Below are 21,381 nucleotides of genomic sequence, written 5' to 3'. Positions count from 1 at the left end.
GCCCCTCTGGACATACTCGTCGGGGCGGCGCAGAGTTTCGACCGGCCATGGGGCTCTACGTCATCATTTACAGTTTGTGCTGCTCAGAGCCGGTTGGCAAGCCACCGACAGAAGAATGAATGTGACGCCTCAACCTTGAGATTTCACCTTCAACTTGATATCCCCCATCTTCTGTCCGCACCAGTTTCTGCAGGGAACAATTTCTCGACCGCCGCGAAAGCGGACGACGCGTCAGAACACGTCAGCAGGAGGCACGTCAGGGGCGAGGATGGTGTCGGCATGGGACTCGGACTCGACAAAGCGGTGACAAGGTGGGAGGCGTCCGTGACGCGATGGGCCATCGCCGTGCGGCGGAACACGATCGCTCCGGAGGTGTCGCGATGACCGGGCCGTACGGGGCCTACGGGCCGTACGTCTCGGATCTTCACGACGTCGACGAGACACAGGTCGCGACCGTCGGCGGAAAAGGCGCGCAGTTGGGCGGGCTGGTGCGGATCGAGGGCGTCGGCGTGCCGGACGGCTTCTGCGTGACGACGGAGGCCTTTCGCCGGATCATGGCCGAGGCGCCGTCGATCGACGATCTGCTCGACGAGTTGTCCCGCGCGGACCCGGAGGACCGGGAGACGATGCGGACGCTCGGCGCGCGGATCCGCAGGACCGTGGAGGAGATCGCCGTCCCCGGCGATCTGGCGGCCGAGATCACCGCCGCGCTGGCCCGGTTCGGTGAGCGGTCCGCGTACGCCGTCCGGTCCAGCGCCACGGCCGAGGACCTGCCCACGGCCTCCTTCGCGGGCCAGCAGGACACGTACCTGAACGTCGTGGGGCCGACGGAGATTCTGCGGCACGTCAGCCGGTGCTGGGCCTCGCTGTTCACGGAGCGGGCCGTGACCTACCGCCGGCGTAACGGCATCGACGACCGCACGGTCCTCATGGCGGTGGTCGTGCAGCGGATGGTCTTCCCGGAGGCGTCCGGGGTCCTGTTCACGGCCGACCCCGTGACGGGCAACCGGAAGGTCGCCACCGTGGACGCGGGCTTCGGACTCGGTGAGGCGCTGGTCTCGGGCCTGGTGAACCCGGACGTCTTCAAGGTCCGCGGCGGCGAGATCGTCGCCAGGACGATCTCGGCCAAGCGGCGCGCCGTGCAGCCGCTTCCGTCCGGCGGCACACACGAAGTCGCGGTCGAGGCGCGGCGGCAGGAGCGGCCGGCTCTGACGGATGCGCAGGTCGTGCGGCTCGTGGGGCTGGGGCGACGTATCGAGGCACACTTCGGACGTCCGCAGGACATCGAATGGTGCCTGGTCGACGACGGTTTCCGGATCGTGCAGAGCCGGCCGGTCACGACGCTGTTCCCCGTCCCCGAGAGGACGGACGGGGAGCACCACGTCTACGTCTCCGTCGGGCATCAGCAGATGATGACGGACCCGATGAAGCCGCTGGGCCTGTCCATGTGGCGGCTGACGGCCATGGTGGAGATGCACGAGGCCGGCGGGAGGCTGTTCGTCGACGTCGCTCCCCGACTGGCCTCGCCCGCGGGCCGCGCCGCCCTGTTGGAGGTCATGGGCCGAGGCGATCCGCTGGTCCGGGACGCCCTGGAGACGGTCCTCGCCCACGAGGGGTTCCTCCCCGCGCTCCCCGACGAACTCCCTGACGCGGGCCCCGGCGCCCCGCCTGCCGGTGTCGTGTCCACCCCGGCCGAGGCCGACCCGGCCATCGTCCCCGAGCTGATCGCACGCAACCGGGCGTCCGTCGCGGCCCTGGAACGCGACATCCGGTCGAAGACGGGACCGGCGCTCTTCGACTTCCTGCTGGAGGCCTTCGAGGAGCACAAGCGGGTGCTCGGTGATCCGCTCAACATGCGCGCGATCATGGCGGGAATGGAGGCGACCTGGTGGCTCAACGACATGCTGGGGGAGTGGCTCGGCGAGAAGAACGCCGCTGACACGCTGACGCTGTCCGCGTCGGACAACATCACGTCGGAGATGGGCCTCGACCTGCTCGACGTCGCGGACGTGATCCGTCCGCATCCGGAGGTGACCGCGTTCCTGCGGGTCGTCGGCGTCCAGGACGAGGGCTTCCTGGACGAACTGGTGAAGTGCGACGGCGGGGTGGAGGCACGCGAGGCCATCGAGGGCTACCTCGACCGGTACGGCATGCGCTGCGTGGGGGAGATCGACATCACGAGGCCACGGTGGAGCGAGCAGCCCGCCACGCTCGTGCCGGTGATCCTCGACAATGTCCGGAACTTCGAACCGGGAGCAGCCGAGCGGCGTTTTCAGCTGGGAGAGCGCAAGGCCGAGCAGAAGGAGCGGGAGGTGCTGTCCCGGCTGCGGGCCCTTCCTGACGGGGATCGGCGGGCCGAGGCCACCAAGCGGATGATCGACCAGGTCAGAGCGTTCGCCGGGTACCGGGAGTATCCGAAGTACGGCATCGTCCGCCGCACCTTCGTGTACAAGCGGGCCCTGCTGGAGGAAGCCGCGCGGTTGGTGGAGGCCGGCGTGCTCGCCGACCCGGAGGACGTCTTCTACCTCACGTTCCAGGAGTTCCGCGACGTCGTGCGGACGCGGCGGGTGGACGACGGGCTCGTGCGGCGGCGCAGGGAGGAGTTCCGGTCGTACCGGGCGCTCACGCCGCCGCGGGTGCTGACCTCGGACGGGGAGGCCGTCGTCGGGGCCTACCGGCGCGACGGCCTGCCGGACGGCGCCCTGATCGGCCTGGCCGTGTCCGCCGGGACCGTCGAAGGCCGGGCCCGCGTCGTCCTCGACATGGCGGACGCCGATCTCGAAGCGGGCGACATCCTCGTTACGCCGTTCACGGACCCCAGCTGGTCGCCGCTGTTCGTGGCCGTCGCGGGCCTCGTGACGGAGGTGGGCGGTCTGATGACCCACGGCGCCGTCATCGCCCGCGAGTACGGCCTGCCCGCGGTCGTGGGGGTGGAGGGAGCCACCCGGCTGATCCGCGACGGGCAGCGCATTCGTGTGCACGGGGGCGACGGGTACGTCGAGCTTTTGTCCTGAACGGTGACGGGGCGACCGAGGTCCTGCGTGCGGCCGAGGACGACCCGGTGCGTGTCCGGCTGTGGCCGGGCGGGACCGTACGCATCACGGGCGAGGGAAGCCGCCGTGCCACCACCTGTGCCAGTCGTGTCCGTGGCCGTCGTCTCCCTCGCCACCGCTCGGTCCCGCCGTGAGATCGACGGTGTCGCAGTACAGGACGGGCCCTGGCAGTGGCGGGGGTGCGGGCGCGTCCCCTGGGGCGGCTCCGGCTGCGGCTCCGGTTCCGGCCTCGGCCTCGGCTTTGCCCCCGGCCTCGGCGGGAAGTCCCTCGGTCTCGATGACCGTCAGGCGCAGCGGTACCCCGGGTCCGGTCGACTGCGGCATCGGGACCTGGCCCGTGTAGAAGGGCCGATGGGAGGAGTCCGCGTCGACCGAGGTGAGAAGGGTGGAGGTGTCGTCGAGGGTCACCCAGCCGAGGTCGTCGTCGGTGACGCTGTCGTGTCGGCGTTGCAGTACGGCGGTGATGCGGGGTGGCGCGGAGTCCGTGGGGTCCCAGGAGGGGCCCTTGACGCTCACCGAGAGCGCAGGGCCTGGCCTGACCGTCAGCTCGCGGTCGGGCAGGGGGCGCACGAGGTCGGCGAGAACGACCGGGGAGATCTCCTGCCCCGGTATCGACTCCGGCTGGTAGCGGACCAGCGCGAGCCGGACGAACGGCATGCATGCGTCCCCGGTGTCCAGCTCCAGGTCGAAGTACCAGCGGCCGCCCTTCTCGGTGTCGTCGAACTGCGGGGGGAAGCCGACGACCGTGACGGGGAGCGGTCCGGTCGGCGTGGGGACGGACAGCTTCCCGGACCGCTGCACGGCGTTCGGGAACATGTCCGGGGTCGGGGCGAGGACCGGCGCGGACCGGTGGACGGGGTCGCGGCCCATCAGGGTGACCCAGGAGTCGCGCACGGAGCCGGGGTCCCCTCCCGGTGGCTCGCCCAGCACCACGCCGAGGAGTTCCCCCTCTCCGGAGGAGTACCAGGGGCGGTCCACGAACACCCGGATGCCGCCACCGCGTCGGCGCTGCACGATGGCACCGGAGGGATCGTCCACACGTTCCCGGGCGAGGGTGGGCATGCAGTACAGCAGGCGTGGGGCCGTCGGCGCCGCGCTGCTGAGCACGGAGTATTCCTGTGCGGCGCCCTCGACGGTCAGCGCGTCGTTGCCGGGATCGGCGAACTGCGGCGGGAAGCAGTCGCCGAACCTGCTGCCGGCCACGGGGTGGTAGCGCACGGTGCGGTGTCTGGTGTCGCCGAACTCGTGCCGATGGAGGACGACCGGAACGACGGCGGCCCGGGCCGCTGCCTCGACGGCCGAAGCCCGGGAGGCGACCGCTTCGGCTGTGTGCCGGTCGGCCGCGTCGACGTCGCCCTGGTCGGCTGCCGTCTTCGCCGCGGCGGCGGAGGCCGCGGCGGCCGCCTGGGCTTCCCTTGACTGGTCGTCGGCCGCTCGCGCCGCGTTCCCGGCCGCCGTGGCCCTGTCCTCGGACGCCTGGGTGCTGAACGTGAGAATGCCGTTCTGGAGTACGGCGACCTGGGGCCCGGGGGTTCCGGGCGGATCCGCCCGCGCGGTCAGGAGCCCGAAGACCGGCGTGGTGATCGTGCGGATCTCGGCGCCGGAGGAGGTGCTGTCCGCCGCTGTGGCCCGGTCTGAAGAGGTTCCGTCCGAAGGGGCGCCGTCTGAAGGGGCGTTCTCCGACGAGACGGCGTCCGACAAGACGGCGTCCGACAAGACGGCGTCCGACGAGACGGCGTCCGACGACGCGGCGTCCGTCACCTCCGTCCATTCGGCGACGAGGTCGACGCGGCCCGTGCTGGCCTCGTCCAGTGCGACGGTGCCCGCGAGGTGCTGTGCCGTCGCGCCGACCGGCCGGGGAGCCGTCGGCGGCGACAGGCTCAGCACCGGCGTCCTCAACGGTCGTTGGACCGCGTGCACCAGAGTCAGCTCGTGCCACGGCGTGAACATCCAATGCCGGCTGGCACCGGCCAGGTCGAGGACCGGGTCCGGCTGCTGCGCACCTGCCGCGACTGCGGGCGTCCCGGCGGCGTCGCCCGCGTCCGGCGCGGCCGCGGCCGCCTGGTCCGCGGCCTTGCGGTACCACGAGGCCATGCCCATGAGGTTCGCGTCGAAGTCGATGCCGGAACACACCCGGACGCTCGCCACGGCGCCCTTGGGCAGCGACACGACCAGCACCCGCGAGGCGTCGTCGAAGCGAGGCGGCGCCGCGCCCTCGACCAGCCGAATCCGGAAGGACCTGGGCCGGTGCCAGACGTCGCCGCTCCAGGGGACGCTGAAGGCCTGACCGTCGGGCAGTCCCGGAAGGCCCAGCAGAACGGCCCCCGTGGAGAGCGGATCGGTAAGATAGGGCAGTTCGACCGATTCGTTCGTGTGTACGGCGATCGTCGCAGGGTGGCCGGCGTCCGCCGCGGGCGACTCGACGGGCTCCAGCCGCACGCCCGGCCGCGGGTCGCTCAGCGAACCGCTCTCCCGGGTCGCCAGCGCGTAGGCCACGTCCTGGGCGTTGTGATCGGTGGAACCGATCGCCGCGTCCAGCAGCCCGTGCCGTTCCACGCACTGAAGCGAAGCCTTCGGCGCCACCAGGTGCCGTTCGTCGACCGCCTGGTACGCGACGTGCCCCTGCGACGTGACGAAGGGGGACCGGGCGAAGTCCGCCGCGAACTGCTCCGCGGTGATGTCCTGCGCCGGTTCGGGGCCGTTGCCGCAGTCGACGGTGAAGCCGCTCTTGCGGCCGAGTTCGGTGAGGGAGCGGCAGCCGGGGCTTCCGTTGGCGTCGGCCCCCGAGAAGCCCTGCGCGCGTTGCTCCGCGGCGTACGCCTTCCTCGTCTCCTCGCCGAAGACGCCGTCCGCGCCACCCACGAGAGGACGGCCCTCGGCGATGAGGGCCTCCTGGACCGTGCGGACGGACTCACCGGTCTGGCCCAACCGGACGTCGGCCAGGGCCACCGTCGGCTTCGTCGCGGGTCCGGGAGGTCCGGCCGGAGGCGGATCGGCCCCAGGGCTGCTCCGCACGACCAGCCGAGTGGTGGAGGCCCCTTCGCCGAAGGGAAGCCGGGGTACCACCGCCGGGGCGGGGACGGCCTCGAACCGTTGGAAGCACTGTGTGCCGGTGGCCGGGAGCACTACGCCGGGCTGGGCCTAGGCGGCGGCGGCCTCCGTCGGACCGAGCCCGTTGCCCGCCAGGTCCACGGTGCGCAGCCGTACGCGGTACTGACGGCCGAAGCGCAGTCTGGGCAGTGAGCCCGGCCGCGCCCTGACCGTGATCTCCAGCGGGATTCCCGGAGGTGCGTCGTTGTTGGGTTCCACCGGCTTGTTGGGCGGCCGGTTCTCGTCGGGCGCGCCCGGGTCGGTGTCCAGCACCAGGCCGGGCCGGCTCGCCGACGCCGAGTACCCGTTCCATGTGACGAGCGTTTCGGGTACGTACAGGGGCGGCGGCGTGTGCGACGGGACGAGGTGATCCGGCGGTGAGGCGAGGTGTGCCTGGAAGCAGCCTTCGTCGGAGGCGGTGAGCAGGAGGGGCCCGGCACCGGGCTTCCGGTACTCCACGATGCGCTCGTGCAACGAGTACCACGCCTGCCGTGTCTCGTCCCAGATGTCCAGCCGGTGGCCACGCACCACGTCCTGTGCCACCAGTACGGGCGCGGTGGAGCCGTCCTGCGGCTGCTGCGGGGACGGGGCCTGCGGGCCCTGGGGCGTGTCGGCGCCGGCTGCCGGGGTCACGGCGGCCGGCGCACCGTCGGTCGGTCGCATCCCCGAGACCGTCGCGGTGAAGGCCCCCTCGTTGTCGGCCGCGCGTCGGAACTCCGTCGTGAGACTGTCCGCGCGGTTGTCCCGGACCAGGGAGAGCCCGTGGGTGCGCACGGGGGACAGGCCGACCGCGTCCTCGGGGACCGACAGCATCTTGAAGGCGGCGCCGTCCGTGTCGGCCTGTTCGAGGGAGAAGTCTCCGTCCAGCACCACGAGGCCGCGGGACGGTGACGCCAGTGGGTCGCCGTCGGCGGCGGCCTGGGCCGCGGGGACGAAGACCCGGCGGGCGGGTTCGAGGGGGTCGGCGCCGAAGACGTAACGGGTGCGGCAGGAGACGTCGTACGCGCCTTGGTGCAGAGCGGACGTCCAGTGCGGGACGACGCTCAGCAGCCCCTGGCCCGCGGAGGACGGAACCCGGTCGGCGGGCAGGAGGAAGTCCAGGACGAGTCCGAGGTGTCGCAACAGCACGGGGTGGTCGCCGAGCGCGGTGAGTATCGTGTGGAAGTCGGCCGGAGGCAACGACGGCGGCTTCGGCGGGGTGGGCCCCTCCGCGTGCCCAGCGATCGTCTGCCCGCCGGCGGTGCCGCTCGGCTCGGGCACGCTGTGGAACGCGTTGAGTCCCGCCAACTCGGAGGGCACCTCACCGCCGTCCTGCGGGCCCGGGGCGTCGGCGCCCGCACCACCGGAATGCGGGGCGCCCCCGCCGAGCTGGGGATGGCCGTGCAGAACGTCCCCGGAGGCCGTGCTCGGAAGGCCCAGTGCCTGCCGCGTGGGCGGTGGCGTCTCGGGCGAGCGCAGCGCCGCACGTCCGTAGACCTGCTTCGTGTAAGCGCTGACCTGGCCGGCCGAATAGGTACGCATCTCGCGCTCGCCAGGTGCGGCGAAGGAGAACGGTTGGAGCGGAGTGTCCTCGTGGAACAGGCTGGTCCACAACTCCCCGTCGAATGAAGGGCTTTGAGGTCTCAACGAGTCGGTGAAGGGATCGAGCTGCCGGGGTGGGGCGGCCCCTGTTCCGTCCTCCCCGGCGGCGAACACGAAGGTGGCGTCCTCGAGCCGGGCCGGCCAGTCGACGAAATCGGGGAAGTCCGCCAGGGTGCCGGCCCCGTTCTCGGGCTGCAGGCGGGGGGCGATGAACACCGACACCCGGACCTGCGTGCCGTCGTCCGACAACCCGGCCGGGAGAACGGTCCAGTTGATGTGCTGTTCGAGCGGCATGTCGCCTCCCGGAGTCAAGGAGCGTACGCCTCGCAGTACTCGCGCCAGTGCGATTCCAGCACGCAGTCGGAGAAGGACGGGTCGCCCGGCGCGCCGGCGAAGCTGCGCTCGAGGCTGAGGGAGACGGACTTGCTGAAGAAGGCGATCCGCACGCTGACCGTGAGCGTCCCCCTGCCGCTGATCACCGACTGGTGGATGTCCTTGCGCTTCTCGTACGTGAGTTGCAGGTAGAACTCGACGGACACGGTGACGATCCCGAGCACGGACAGGAAGCCGTTGCAGCGTAGGTAGCCGGTGAGCGAGGCGTCCGTGTCGGAGAGCGAGAAGCGGATGCCCGCCATCACCGAGACCCCGCCGCTCGCGACCCCGAGATCGAGCGCCACGGCACCGCCGAACTCGATGGCACCTTCGATCTGCCGGACCCCTCGGGCCGCGTCGACCAGCAGCGAGAAGTAGCCACCGCCGCCGAACAGGGACACGGTGACGATGAACGGATGCTCTCGCTCGGCGACAGAGAAGCGGAACGTGACGCCCGTCCCGTCGTCGAACGGGATCTTGAGTTCGGCCAGCACCGCGACGTTCGACAGGGTGAAGACGCCGATGCCGATGGTGGGGAGGGTGAGCTTGTAGCCCGCGGTGACGCCGCCGGGACCGACGTCGACGTACGCGCCCGCCCCGAAGACGTCGGCGGGCAGCGCGCTGCGCAGGGTGTTGATGAATTCCAGCGCGCCCTCGAACTTCACCTCCACCCCGTCGGCCGTCACGTCGGGCTTCTTGCCCGGGCCGGTCCTGAACCTGAGGTCGGCGATCTCGACGCGGGCCACGTCGGCGAACTCCAGCGCGAAGTCGCTCAACCGGCCTTCCACGGTGGTCCGGGCGGCGCCGTCCTGCGAACGGACGGTGCGGGCGTCCAGAGTCAGCGTGGCGTTGCGGGCGTCGATGACGTCCGGCAGCTCGCCCTTCTCGGGCGGGGCTTGCGGATTGGCCAGCCGGGTCTTCCACACGTAGCGGAGTTCCTTGCTCTTTCCGTCGGCCAGATCGCGGATGCGCAGTACCGGTACCGGCAGTACGCCGTCCGCGGCGTCCAGGGCGTGCTGGATCTGGTCGTCGGTGTAATTCTGTACGGCGGTGAGGTCGTCCTTCACGAGAGTCCTGAGGACCCGTCCGAGATCGATGAGCCCGAGCAGCCTGGCTCCGGCGAATGCCTTCACGATGTCGCTGTGTTGTGCCGCGTCGACGATGGCGCCGGTCTCGTCCGCCTTGAAGACGTCGGGGACGACGCCGGCTTGGGCGGTGACGAGTTTGAGGGCGGACTTGGGACTGGCGATCCCGCCGGCCTTCTCGGCCCCGAGCGTGAGGTCGACCGGGGCCTGAAGATCGAGATAGGCGCCGGCCGGGTGGCGCTGCATGGTCTGCTTGAGGTAGGTGGAGTTGAAGGTGACGTCGAGGAAGCCGGCGTTCGGGGCGAACTGCTCGACTGCGGCGACGCGGACCGTGGCGGCCCTCACGTGGGGTAGCCCGACCTCCATGTGGTCGCCTCCCGGTTCGGCACCGATGGTCCCGAACCCGAAGGTCAGTGTGTCCACCGCGTGGCAGGTGCTGCCGGGTGCGCCGGCGGGCGGTTGTGCCATGGCCATCGACTGACCGCCCATGGATCGTCTGGTTCGGTCCTTGGCCGGGTCCGGGCTCTGCGGTTTCTCCGCGTAACGGGCCTCCAGCATCGGTTCCTTCACGCCGTGGGGCACGAACACCAGGGGCATCGTGAAGCTGACCTTCCGCCCTTCGTGGTCCGTGCCGATGACCGTGAACTCGTGGTCGTCGCCGGAGCTCTTCAGTGTGACCCAGAAGGAGGCGTTGTCCGGTGGCTCCTCGATCACGGGGGTGGTGCGGTCGGTGATGTGCAGCGTACGGAAGGGCATCTCGCGCCCCTCGTAGGTGAACCCGGCCGATCCGTAGTCCACTTCCGGCTGTTTGAGGACGACGTGATCCTCCCGGTGGAGGTAGGCGACGATGCCGTCGTCCGGGCGGGCGACGAAGACCCGTTTGAACTCCGTGACGCACAGGGCCTCATGACCCGTGCAGAGGCGGCCGGGGTGGACGACATGGACGTACTGATCACGTCCCAGGCCCGTGATGTGGTCGTATGCCGTCAAGCCGGGCAGCGGCCGACCGGCCACCTCGTACGCCGACCTGTCGGTTTCCGGCGCTTCTTCCCAGGCGCCGTGCAGGTGCGCCGAGGCGCCCAGGGCGGTGACGATGAACTGCTCGGCGCGCAGCGGCGCGCTCGGGACGTCGATGGGGGCGCCACCGGGGCCGATGAGTTCGTCCCGGCTGGTGAGGGTGACAAGGTCCTGGAGGTCCGCGGCGCCGAGAGGACTGTCAGGGGGTGGCGTGCCGGCGTCGCCGGCCGTCGCGAAGGCCCGGAGCAGAACCTGGTTGTTGCTGTTGTCGCCGCCGAGCAGTCGCGCGTGCCACAACGCCAGGCGTCCGCCTGCCGGTTGGGGGGGGGCGGGGAAGCCAGCCAGGTCACCGGCTCGTCGTAGGTGATCAGCAGGCGAGTGGGGAACTCGACGACGCTCCTGGGGACGCCCTGGAAGACCGTGGTCCCCGGTGTGTCCGGGGTGTGCATTCCGACCGGCACCGTCAGCGGCACGAGATGCTTCCAGTCCAGCAGCGCGGCCAGCGAAAGGTCCAGGCCGGCCGCGTCGCCCGGTACCGAGAAGGCCAGCCAGGTCGCTCCCGCGGTGGTGGCCGGCACCGAGCCGGGTACGGCGTCGAGCGAGAGCGGAGCCTCTTCCAGCACGTGCTGCGGTGGCAGCCCGGCGAGGACGAAAGCGGGCTTCGCCGGGTCTCGCCGTACCAGGCGGTGGCCGTCGAACCGCAGATTGACCAGGCCGAGGTCGACGACGAGCATGTCCGACGGCCGCGTCACCCGGAACGGTCCCTCCGTGACATCCGCGCAGCCCTGCGCAGGCGCGTCCGCGGGCTTGTCGGGGCAGCGGTGCCTGTCGGTGGCATCGGGAGGGTCATGCGGGCCGTGCGGGTCATGCGGATCATTCGGATCGGCGGGGCCGGGGCCGTCGTGCTCATCGGGATGCGGGTGCTCGCCCGTGAAGGGAGGGCGGTGCCTGCCGAACCAGCCGCCTCCGCCCCCGCCCCAGCCGGGTCCGTCGTCGCCGTGATTGCCGTGGTCGTCGTGTCCGCCGCCGGGATGGTTCCGCAGTTCCTCCCAGGGCCCCGGGACAGAGGGACGACCTGTGTGGAATGACATGGGAAACGCCTCGTCCGAGGTCGTGGATGGGGGCGCGACGTACTCCGCCGCCGATCACCTCTCTTCCATGTTCACGCCGCTCACCGAGGCTCGCAATCGCAGTCCCCTGCGGCGGTCCGGTCGGCGCCGGGCCGACCTCCGGTGGGGCCCAGCAGCCTCAACGGCTTCCGGGCCCTGCGGAGTTGGGCGGTCACTGCGGGTTGAGGGTTCGATCCTTCACTTGGACATGATGAAGTCCAGTGCGTAGCCGGGAGCGGTCGTCCAGTAGGTGACCCGCTGGCCGTCGTTGGCGTACAACGTGTCGACGGGCATGGGGACATCGATCGACTTGCCGGCACTGCTCCCCGGCTGCGGACCCTGGAGGGTGAGCGTGATGCTCTTCGCCTCGTACTCGTCCATGGGGCCGTTGACGAGCAGTGCGGCATACGCCTCCGCACCGGGGGCGAGGGTGACGGGCACCCCGGGGGTCGGGTCGCTCTCCTTGATCACCGGGGCCGTGGTCCGGCCCGCGCCGAGCCGCACCAAGGGGTAGCGGTAGAGGTTGCACGCCCTGTCGCCGGCGTTCTGAACGGTGAGGAGGAGGTGCCTGGCGTCCGTGGCGTCCGCCGGCTCCTTCACGGCGGAGACCCCGAGGTCCTTCTGGGAGCAGGCGCCGACGGTGCTCTTCGCGCCACTGCCGCCCGTGTGGTGGGTGACCGCGGCACGGGCCTTCGCGCCGGTCGTCCGCGGCCCGTCGGCGGAGGCATGGGCCGACACACCACAGCCAAGGGCGAGGACGAGACCCGTGGCCACGGTTACGCGGCGGGCCAGGGCGGACTTCACGTTCATGGATGTCTTCCTTTGCGGTCGGTACGAGGTCGTATCGGTCGGCACGAGGTCGCGCACGCACGGCGTCCGGATCCGAGGACGGGTGCCGTGGCACTGCCGGGCGCTACGGCCCCTCGGCTGCTGCGACGGCCACAGCGTCGGACGCCCCGGGTCCCTGGGACAACAGCCATCCCGTGGCCCGCAACGATGGGACGGTCCCACCCCGCACGACCTGCGGAGACTCGTGAGTCTGGGATGCCGGTGCGGGACGGGCAGCACCGAGGCCGACGGCGGTACACCCGAGGGGACACTCGGCGGGGCGGGTGAGGCGCGACACCACGACCGGCCGACCGGCCGCGTCCCGAGGGCTCAACTCGGGGGCGGGTGACGGAGATCTCGTAGCGGCGGATGGTGCGACCGGGGAACCGCTCCAGCCGTACCGGCGTGCAGGTATGCGAAGTACCTGGCTGCCCGCCCGGAGCGGGCCATGGCGGCGCAGGCCGATGAACGGATGCGAGCACGGACCAGATGGATGCATGCCGCGACGACGTGTCGGAGTTCGCGTTTCTCCTGACGCGTCTGAAGGAGCGTACGGACCGCAGCTACGCGGCGCTCGCCCGTCGTCTGGACATGAACGCCTCGACGCTGCACCGCTATTGCGCCGGCGAGATGGTTCCGTTGGAGTTCGCCACCGTCGAACGGTTCGCCGAACTCTGCGCGGCCTCTCCCGAAGAGCGCCGGGAGTTGCACCGCAGGTGGATCCTGGCGGTCGCGGAACGGCAGCGCCGACGCTCGTCGCGTGCCCGGCGCGTACCGGGGCCTCGCGGCACGACGAGCGGTCCCGCGGACCCGGCATCCGGCGGCTTGGACGGCCTGGGCGGCGTGGACGGTCTGGACGGACAGGTCGGTCCCGACGCCCTGGGCGACCATGACACCCCGGACGCCCGGCGTGAGGCGACGCCCGAGCGGCTCTCGGCGCCCGAGTCGCTGCGGGGACCCACGCCCGAGGCGGACGGACGGCAGCGAGCCCGAAGCCCTCGGCGACTGCCCCTGAGATCCATGGCCATGGCGGCCTCGCTCGTCGTCCTGCCGGCCGGTCTCACCGCATCCGCCGGCAGACCCCCCGTCGGACCCACTGCGTCCGCCGCCTCAGAACCCCTCACCCCGCGACTCTCGGCATCGTCCCGGCCGCGCGCCGGCAGGACCGACGTGCCCGCCGTCCCCTCCCCGGAAGGTACGGAGCCGTCGGCCACCGTCCGGACCTCGGGGAGCCCCTCGGCGCCGGCCGCCCACGGTGGCGGAGACGCGTCGAAGGACCCGGAGAACACCGGCACGGCGCCCTCGGCCGGCCCGCTCACCTGGACGGCCGACTCCCATGTCTGGCGGCTCGAATGCGACCACGACTACGTCATCGCCAAGCCGCCGGAGCAGGTGCCGCCGCCGATGCCGGCGGACGCGGCGGCCTGGGCCTCGTCCCTGGGCGCGGTCCACGGGCGCACCACCGACCTGCGGATCACGGTGCAGGGCAGAGGCTCCGCCGAGGTCGTCCTGACAGCGCTGCACGTGCGCATGGCCGACCGCGCAGCCCCGGCCCGCCAGGGCATCGCCTACTCCATGTACGAGGGCTGTGGCGCCGTCCTGATCCCCCGCTACTTCTCGGTCGACCTCGACGCGCCCCGGCCCCTGGTCCGTTCGGTGCCCGGCAACGACCCGGACAGACCGGCTCCCGCGATCGACTTTCCCTACCGGGTGTCCCTGCAGAAGCCCGAGGTCCTGTTCCTCTCCGCGCGTACCGGCTCCTGCACGTGCGACTGGTACGTCGATCTCGACTGGTCCGCGCAGGGCCGAACCGGCACGGTACGGATCGACGACCACGGCCGCCCGTTCCGCACCACGACGATCGACGGGCTCCCGCACTACTGGTACCGCCGTCCCCAGGGCTGGGTCCCCATGACCACCACTTCGCATGCCGGCCCCGATGCGGCAGGCTGACGAGCTATGAGGGGCTTCCGGATTCGGGGTACTCGGTGGGGCGGCTGGTGGCTCGTGATCGGCGTGGCCCTCGGGGTGTCCACTCTGTCCTGGGTGTCCCGGCTGCTGCCGGGAGTGGTGGGCGGAGCGGTGGTCGCGGTTGGGGCCACGGTGGGTGCGGCGCTGACGCAGCGGGGGCAGCACCTTGTCGAGGAAACGGTGCGTCAGCGCACCGAGTTCACGAGCCGGCTCCTGGTGGACCATCGGGGGAAGCCGCCGCGCGTCGCGGATGTCGACGATCTGATCGAGCTCGGCGTCCACCCGGCCGCGCCGAAGGCCGGCTCGAGGGCCGGGGCGGATCAGGGCGTTTCCGTCGTCCAGGTGCCGCCCTTCGTGCGGCGCGATCGCAGCGACGACCTCGAGGAGGCCCTGCGAGCCCACCGCTTCGTCCTGGTCGTCGGCGAGTCGACGGCGGGCAAGTCCCGGGCCGCGTTCGAAGCAGTGAAAGCCGTCCTCCCGGAGGCGGTGCTCGTCGGCAATCACCCACTCACCCGCGACACTCGTGCTCGGCTTGATCACCCGGACGCGGAGATCTGGCTCTACGACGCACCTTCCTGCTCACCTCGTGTGTGCGGTCGTGGGGACATCGCGACGACGTCCGGGACCGGTGCACGCGGTTCCGGGGGAGGCTGTCGTGCTTTGACCAGGGAGGTCCACAGCCGAGCCGACGCGCAGGAAGCCTACGGGGTCATGACCACTCGCCCCATGGCTGGGCCTGCCCGGTGTCGCTACGCCGACCGCACGCTACCGTGCATCCCGGGGAGGCGGGCATGAACGACCGGGAGCTGCTCGAATTCGAGCCGATGTGGACTACTGAGCGTGATCGCTGGGAGCTCTGGCGCACGAGCCTGGGCTACTGCCGATCTTGAAGAGTGATCCACCCATGGCCGAGGTCATCTGCGATGACGACCTGGCGGACCAAGTGGTCGCGAGGATGCTTGCCGCAGGTGTCGCAGTCGTTTCCCTTTCCGAGCAGTAGTGCTTCGTTAGGTTCGTGTTCTGGGTCCGCTGGTGGTGAGGGCACGGCCAGAACCCCACGGTCGTCAGCTTGGCGGCCCACGCCGACGAGCACCGGAGAGACTGGCCCGGGTACGGGGGAGTTGCACGGAAGCCGGAAGGGCAGCGGTGTCGTTGGTGGCCCTGCGGAGCGTGCGTCGGTGTGACCCGCGCCGACTCGTGGAGGAAGCCGGCTCGGTCCGCTGACAATGGCGGCATGGGTTTGACGATCTGGGTCGACGACTGGCAGATGCAGTGCTGCGGGAAGACCTTTCGGCAGGGGGACGCCGTCTCGTGGACGCTGCTGGAGGTCGATCCGGAGGACTACGCCGACGTCGTGGGCGACGAACGGGCGGCCGGGATCGATTTTCGCGAGGAACATCACGGTCAGGACGAGGGGCACGCGCCGACCCGGCTCCAGGTGCTGGCCATCTCCGAGGTGCACTGCCGCTACGCCACACCGGCCGGCAGTTCGACGAATGTGCTCGCGCCTGTCCCCGGGTCGGCCGTCCTGGTCTCGGTGGAGCAGGGGAACGGGTGGGCGAAGGCGCAGCCGGGCGTCAGCTTCGCGGGCTACCTGGTGACCGCCCGGCCTGCCCCGGACATGCCGGAGACCGCTGGTCGCCGTAGCCGCCGTAGCCGCCGTGGCAGCCAGGAAAGCCGCTGAAGTCGCTGAAGCAGTGGCGACTTTCGTCCAACTGCTTGGGGCGCAGGCCATGTCTCGTGCTGGAGGTGCTGGAGGTACTGGCCCCGCGCTGGACACATACGAAGACCCCCGCGTGAGGCGTTTTGCGGGATCCCGACGTGACTGTCCCCGTACGTCCCTACAGTGAACCGGGGATTGAGGGGGCTGATGGACTACTCGATTCAAGTCCGGCACGGTTGGCGGTGTCGGAGGTGCGGCGAAGACGTCCGGGACGGCACGTACATGGTCGTCGACGCCTTGGCGCGGCCCGACCTCGTGCAGGGAGTGATCAAGGGGGAGGTTCCTGCGGTTGTCTGCCCGCGTTGTGGGGCGAGGAGGCGCCGGCCCTTCCCGCTGCTGGTGTACCGCGCCGACGCACAGCGGCAGTTGGTCTACTTCTGTCCGCCCCACACCTCGTCCGAGAGCGACCAGGCCAACGAGAAGATCTACGTCGAGGCGCTGCTCGACCAGCTCGGGCCGGTGAGCGCGGAGGAGGCCGAGAAGTCCGGTGTCCTGTCCGTGATGTTCGACGCGGCACGCGGACTGCTGGCGCCTGCCGGGCGCCGCGGAGCGGCCGGCGGCACGGGTCCGCGCCGGTACAGGGTCAAAGCCCCGCGCTCCGCACCGCCGCCCGAAGTGCTGCGGATCGCCGAGGAGATGATGACGATCGGACGCGCCGGGCTCGGCCGGAGCTTGAGCGACAGGCCTGTCGCCGCCGAGCTGACACGGCTGGCGGAGCGCGGGCTGGAGCTGCTCGGCGACTGTCACCAGCCAGAGTTGCGCGGCGCCTTCGAGATCGAGTTGGGCAAGGCGCTGAGCAGCGTGAACCGGGGGAACGACATCGTCGGCCTCGAACGGGCCATCGGCCTGCTGCTGCGGGGAGCGCAGCGCATTTCGAGGCGGAAGGAACCGGCGCGCTGGGCCGCGGTCCGGTACGAGCTGGCGCGTGCTTACGGCCAGCGCTACACGGGCGACGTCCACGCCAACCAGAACCTGGCGATCCGGCACCTGCGGACGGTGCTTGAGGAGGCGGGGCACGAGCTGAAGCGCGAGACATGGGCGCGGGTCCGCAGCGAGCTGGCCAAGGTGTTGATCGATCAGGGTACGCAGTCCGCACCCGGCCAGATCGAAGAGGCGATCGGCCTCCTGGAACCGGTCGTCGCCCGGCTCGACCCCGCCCGGTACAAGGACCTGTGGTGCGACGCCCAGAGTCACCTCGCCGGTGCCTACAACGTCCGGCAGCAGGGCGATCCCGCCGTCAACAGCGAGCATGTGGTGCGGCTGTACGAAGAGTTGAACACCTTCGAATCGGAGGAGCTCGACCCCGAGCAGTGGGCCAACACACAGGCCCGGCTGGCGGTCTCGCTCTCCAGGAGGATGCGGGGAGACCGGCGGGAGAACAGCCTTCGCGCACGCGAGCACCTGCTGCGGGCGCTCGCCGTCTACGAACGGGTCGGGGACCGCGCGGAGGCGTCGAGCACCTACGACAAACTGGCCATCGTCGCAGGCAAGCTCGGCGAGTACGAGGAGGAGATCCGCTGCCACGAGGCCGCTCTCGCGGACCGGCCGAGGATCAACGCCCCCCATCTGTGGGCACGCAGCATGTCCAAGCTCGGCTGGGCCCGCCTCGGGCAGGCCGAGCGAGGTGAGGCGGACGACCCTGCCGCGACCGCGCGACGGGGACTGGCGCACATCGAAGACGCCCTCGCGGCCTACGAGGGGCTGCCGACCGGGTTCGAACTCGGTTTCCAGCTGATCTCGTTGGCGGATGCCTGCCGGCTCTGCCGCACGCTGGACCCCTCCCGTGAAGACGAGTTACGGGAACGGGAGCTGTCCGCTCTGCGGGAGGCGATGGGACGGGCGAACGGCCGCTGGGACCTGATGGCATGGGCGGCGGAGAAGCTCGGTCACGCGCTGGCCGAGCGGGGCGACTGGTGCGCGGCGGCCGACGCGTACCAGCGGGCGGTGGAGGCGGACGAACAGCTCTTCCGCGTCTGCCTGGTGACGTCCTCACGTGAGTCCAGGCTGAACACGGCCGGCGATCTGCACCAGCGCGCCGCCTACGCGCTCGCCCGTGGGGGCCGGCCGGAGGAAGCGCTGCTCTGCCTGGAACGCGGTAGAACCCGCAGCTTCAATCTGGTCCTGTCACCGGATCACGACCAGCTCCAGCAGCTGGCGCGGGCGGAACCGGAGGTCCACGCCGGCTATGTGCGGGCCGCCGAGACCGTACACGCCCTGGAGGCCCGCAACCGGGAGCTGGGCCGTGGGGGAGAGCCGGCGGACGGCGGGCGGGAGATCGACTCGGCCGAGTACGAGCTGGGCGGACCCCTCGACGAGGCGCGGGCGGAGCTGGCCGCCGCCCTGGCTCGGGTGAGGGAGGTCCCCGGGATGGCGTCCTTCCTGCGGGAAGCGACACGGGCCGACATCCTGGGCGCCGCGCGGCCCGGTGAACCCCTCTGCTACATCGCGACGACGAACGCCGGAAGCATCGCCCTGATCGTCCGGCACGAGACCGATCCCGGAGCCCGTGTCGAAGCCGTCGAGTCGACGCTCACCGCCGCCGACGCCCGTGTGCTCGCCGACGCCTTCGCCCGGACCGTGCGCGAGAGGGGAGGGGAGCTGCGGGAACTGCTCCCGCGGCTCGGCAAGGAGCTGGTCGGGCCCGTCGCCGAGGCCCTCGGCTCGGCGACCGCGGTGGTCGTGGTGGCCTGCGGTCCCACCGCCCACCTGCCCCTGCACGCCGCGCACCTTCCCTCGACGAACGAACCGCTCCTCGCGACCTGCGCGGTGGCGTACGCACCGTCGGCGCGCCTGCTCCTCGCGGCCAGGCGCCGCGCCGCGGCACCGCAGCCCGAGCCCTTCCTCGTGGCGGCGTCCACCCCGGGCCAGGACGGAGGGCTCCTCGCCGCCGAGGAGGCGGAGACGCTTCGAAGGCTGTTCGCGGCCGGTGAGAGCCGGGACCCGACCGGCAGTCCGTCCGGCAAGGAGGGGTCGTGCACCAGCGGGGACCTGCTTGGCGCGCTGCGCGGCGGCACGCACGTCCACCTGGCCTGTCACGGCGCCTACGACCCCGCCGATCCGCTCGCCTCGCGGCTCGACCTCGGCGGCGAGCGGCTCACTCTGGCCGATCTGCTGAACACGCGTCCCCGGCCGCTGGAGCGGGCCCGGTTGGTGACCCTTTCGGCGTGCGACACCGGACTCGTCGACCCCCGACTGCCGGACGAGGCGATCGGGCTGCCCACCGGCATCCTGCTGGCCGGCGGCGCGGGCGTCGTCTGCACGCGCTGGAAGACGAACGACACGGCCGCGGTGCTGCTGATGATCGCGTTCTACCGGAGGCTCCTCGGCCACGGCATCACGCAGCCGTCCTACGGCAGCCCGTCCGGCGCCATCGAGTCGCGGCCGTACGACGACCCGCCCGGCGGTCCCGAATCACCCGGGCCGGCGCTGCGAGCCGCCCAGTTGTGGCTGCGCTCGGTCACCGTGCCCGAACTGCTCGGCCAGGACTGGCTCCCCGCCGAGATCCGACGGCGGCTGATGTCCCCCCGCGTGCCCCTGCGTCCCTTCCAACACCCCTATCTGTGGGCACCGTTCAGCCTGGTGGGAGCGTGATGACCGAGCCATCCGACACGTCCTGGGCCGATGTCGAGCAGATGCCCGCCTACGAACGGGTCGCACACTTCGTACTCGTCGACCACCCGGCCGTCCGGCAAGACCTCTCGGACGGAGAGGTGGCCGGCACACTCGGTCTGCTCTGTCATGCGTACGCCGAGGAGGAGCGCTACGACGAGGCCGTCACCGCCGGGTTGCGGGCCCTGCGGCTCGCCAGGGAAAGGGCCGCGGACGACTCCGGGCTGCTTGCTCACGTCCTGCTGAACCTCGGGGTGGCCCACAGCCGGAACGGCGATCTCGAGAAGGGCCTTGCCGCGTACCTGGAGGGCTGGACGCACGCCCGCCGCGGCGGCGACGAGCAGACTCTGATGAAGGCCGGTACGAACGCCCTGCTGGCCCTGGAGTCGGGAAGGCCGGTGGGAGATGCCGAGTTCGCCTTCCTCAAGGACTGCGACGCGGTCTTCGAGGCCGCGGACAGACTGTCGGAAGCCGCGCGTGCCTCCCGGCTGTTCGGGGAGGCGCTCCTCGTCCGCGGACACGTGGCGGACGCCATCGCCGTGCTGGACCGGGTCCTGGTGACGACCGAATCGCTCGGTTCGGCCCGGACCTTGAGAGCGGAGACGACACGGCTGCTCGAGGAGGCGGACCGGAGGATCGCGGAGGCGGACCGGCGGCGGCACCCCGCCGCGACGACCGGGCGCCGGGTACCGCCCGGGGACGGCGCAGCCGACTCGCCGCGTCTGGGCCCCGGCGTCCTGCGCGAGGTGCGCGCCCTCGTCGACGACGGTGTGGAGAGCACGTTGCGCCGCATCGTGCCGCGCACGAGGACGTGCTTCTCCCGCGCCGTGACCCTCCTGGAGCGGCGCCGCACGACGCGGGAACGTCTCCTGGCGGCCTTCCTCCTCCTCGTCGGCGCCCGGCTCGCGCACCACGAGGAGGACGAGCCGACGGCGATCGAGCTGTTGAGCCAGGCCGAGAAGGAGCTGGACCTGCTCAAGCCGTCATCGGCCAACTGGGTCAAGGCTCGCGCCCACGACCTGGATCTCGGCGAACTGAGCGCACTGGCCCGGAACGTGGCCGCCGGGGCGCGCGAGGAGGAGAACCGGCCATGACACCGAGCACCGTGGAGCAGTTGGCGATTCTCGTGCTGCTGATCCTGCCCGGCACCTCCTATCTCTTCGCGAGGGAGCGACTGCTGGGCATCCGCGAGGCCGAGCAGGAGGTGAACAACCGCTTCCTGCGCGCGCTCGGCGTCGGAGTCCTGCTCGACGCCGCCTATCTGATCGCCGTCGGCCCCCACCTCGTGCGGCTGCTGCGGGGCGGCGCGAAGGACCGCGCCCTGGCCGGTGTCGCGGACCAGCCGCGGGCGGCCGGTCTGTGGCTGCTGGTCCTCGTCGTGGTCGTGCCGACGCTGGTGGCGTGGGGGGAAGCACGCTGGGTACGGCGGCGCCGTGCCGCCGTGCACGAGGAGACGCCCACCGCGTGGGACGCCCTCTTCCAGGACCGCGGAGCATGCTTCGTCCGGGTCCGGCTGAAGAACGGGGGATGGGCCGGGGGTTGGTACGGCAGACGGTCGTGCGCTTCTTCCTATCCGCAGCCGGGCGACCTCTACCTGGAGTCCCAGTACCGGATGGAGCCGGACGGCACCTTCGGCCCCCGGATGCCCGGCACGGCCGGGTTGTACGTCCGGGCCGCCGACGTCGACCTCCTTGAATTCCACGAACCGCGCCGAGACACCCGAGGAGACACCGATGGCGCTGCCTGACCCCGCCGGCCATGACGACTACGAGGAACTCGACGACGACTTCGCGACCTGGGCGGGCCCGCCGCGCGGCATCCACCATCCCGACCAAGAGGATGTGACGGAGGAGCAGGCCTTGCCTCCGCAGGGGCCGGCCGGCGTCTCCACCACCGCGGACGGGGCCGGGGACACGTCATCGCAGTGACCCGGCTGGGCCGGC

The 21,381-nt window shown here is 71.3% G+C and carries 12 protein-coding genes; 8 read left to right on the top strand and 4 right to left on the bottom strand.

The genetic code is table 11. The annotated features are described in order from the left end of the window. Positions 1-380: 380 nt before the first annotated feature. A complete protein-coding gene (gene rph / locus WN71_RS32920; RefSeq protein WP_046591877.1) occupies positions 381-3,014 on the top strand; it encodes a rifamycin-inactivating phosphotransferase in 2,634 nt (877 codons plus the stop codon). Between the two features lie 84 nt (positions 3,015-3,098). Here rph and WN71_RS32915 read toward each other — a convergent pair whose 3' ends face one another. From WN71_RS32915 to WN71_RS32895, 4 genes are all read right to left on the bottom strand, one after another. Then, positions 3,099-6,002, bottom strand: coding sequence for a peptidoglycan-binding domain-containing protein (locus tag WN71_RS32915; RefSeq protein WP_046591878.1), 2,904 nt, complete (start codon positions 6,000-6,002; stop codon positions 3,099-3,101). 192 nt (positions 6,003-6,194) lie between these two features. After that, on the bottom strand, positions 6,195-8,018 hold the full coding sequence (locus tag WN71_RS32910) for a hypothetical protein (RefSeq protein WP_046591879.1): 1,824 nt from the start codon (positions 8,016-8,018) through the stop codon (positions 6,195-6,197). A 14-nt stretch (positions 8,019-8,032) separates the two neighbouring features. Next, entirely contained in the window at positions 8,033-10,495 is a 2,463-nt protein-coding gene (locus WN71_RS32905) for a hypothetical protein (RefSeq protein ID WP_052743198.1), read from the bottom strand. Between the two features lie 1,010 nt (positions 10,496-11,505). Further along, entirely contained in the window at positions 11,506-12,117 is a 612-nt protein-coding gene (locus WN71_RS32895) for a DUF4232 domain-containing protein (RefSeq protein ID WP_046591881.1), read from the bottom strand. A 507-nt stretch (positions 12,118-12,624) separates the two neighbouring features. On the opposite strand from WN71_RS32895, the gene WN71_RS32890 reads away from it, so the two are divergent. The 7 genes from WN71_RS32890 (at position 12,625) to WN71_RS32860 (ending at position 21,366) form a co-directional block, all read left to right on the top strand. Further along, positions 12,625-14,088 (top strand): helix-turn-helix domain-containing protein, encoded by a 1,464-nt coding sequence (locus WN71_RS32890; RefSeq protein ID WP_046591882.1) that lies wholly within the window; start codon positions 12,625-12,627, stop codon positions 14,086-14,088. 93 nt (positions 14,089-14,181) lie between these two features. Further along, the gene (locus WN71_RS42055) at positions 14,182-14,901 is read left to right on the top strand and encodes a hypothetical protein (protein ID WP_167382977.1); all 720 of its coding nucleotides are present in this window, start codon (positions 14,182-14,184) and stop codon (positions 14,899-14,901) included. Positions 14,902-15,340: 439 nt separating this feature from the next. Next, complete coding sequence (locus WN71_RS32880) at positions 15,341-15,790, top strand: DUF6578 domain-containing protein (RefSeq protein WP_046591883.1); 450 nt, start codon at positions 15,341-15,343, stop codon at positions 15,788-15,790. Positions 15,791-15,976: 186 nt separating this feature from the next. After that, the gene (locus tag WN71_RS32875) at positions 15,977-19,420 is read left to right on the top strand and encodes a CHAT domain-containing protein (RefSeq protein ID WP_079178297.1); all 3,444 of its coding nucleotides are present in this window, start codon (positions 15,977-15,979) and stop codon (positions 19,418-19,420) included. Continuing rightward, positions 19,420-20,532, top strand: coding sequence for a tetratricopeptide repeat protein (locus tag WN71_RS32870; protein WP_046591885.1), 1,113 nt, complete (start codon positions 19,420-19,422; stop codon positions 20,530-20,532). The genes WN71_RS32875 and WN71_RS32870 overlap by 1 nt, the downstream gene beginning before the upstream one ends. Further along, positions 20,529-21,185, top strand: a complete 657-nt coding sequence (locus WN71_RS32865) for a DUF6338 family protein (protein ID WP_046591886.1) — start codon at positions 20,529-20,531, stop codon at positions 21,183-21,185. Before WN71_RS32870 ends, WN71_RS32865 begins: the two co-directional genes overlap by 4 nt. Next, positions 21,172-21,366, top strand: a complete 195-nt coding sequence (locus WN71_RS32860; protein WP_046591887.1) for a hypothetical protein — start codon at positions 21,172-21,174, stop codon at positions 21,364-21,366. Before WN71_RS32865 ends, WN71_RS32860 begins: the two co-directional genes overlap by 14 nt. Positions 21,367-21,381: the final 15 nt, after the last annotated feature.

It is taken from the genome of Streptomyces mangrovisoli (assembly GCF_000974985.2).
GTDB classification, from domain to species: domain Bacteria; phylum Actinomycetota; class Actinomycetes; order Streptomycetales; family Streptomycetaceae; genus Streptomyces; species Streptomyces mangrovisoli.
This window is presented reverse-complemented; position numbering and strand designations above follow the sequence as displayed.

What these genes read in the sequence shown, in the direction of transcription:
- rph (WP_046591877.1), top strand. Translation starts at nt 381, where the DNA reads ATGACCGGGCCGTACGGGGCCTACGGGCCGTACGTCTCGGATCTTCAC.
- WN71_RS32910 (WP_046591879.1), bottom strand. Translation starts at nt 8,018, where the DNA reads ATGCCGCTCGAACAGCACATCAACTGGACCGTTCTCCCGGCCGGGTTG.
- WN71_RS32895 (WP_046591881.1), bottom strand. Translation starts at nt 12,117, where the DNA reads ATGAACGTGAAGTCCGCCCTGGCCCGCCGCGTAACCGTGGCCACGGGT.
- WN71_RS32890 (WP_046591882.1), top strand. Translation starts at nt 12,625, where the DNA reads ATGGATGCATGCCGCGACGACGTGTCGGAGTTCGCGTTTCTCCTGACG.
- WN71_RS32880 (WP_046591883.1), top strand. Translation starts at nt 15,341, where the DNA reads ATGGGTTTGACGATCTGGGTCGACGACTGGCAGATGCAGTGCTGCGGG.
- WN71_RS32875 (WP_079178297.1), top strand. Translation starts at nt 15,977, where the DNA reads ATGGACTACTCGATTCAAGTCCGGCACGGTTGGCGGTGTCGGAGGTGC.
- WN71_RS32870 (WP_046591885.1), top strand. Translation starts at nt 19,420, where the DNA reads ATGACCGAGCCATCCGACACGTCCTGGGCCGATGTCGAGCAGATGCCC.
- WN71_RS32865 (WP_046591886.1), top strand. Translation starts at nt 20,529, where the DNA reads ATGACACCGAGCACCGTGGAGCAGTTGGCGATTCTCGTGCTGCTGATC.
- WN71_RS32860 (WP_046591887.1), top strand. Translation starts at nt 21,172, where the DNA reads ATGGCGCTGCCTGACCCCGCCGGCCATGACGACTACGAGGAACTCGAC.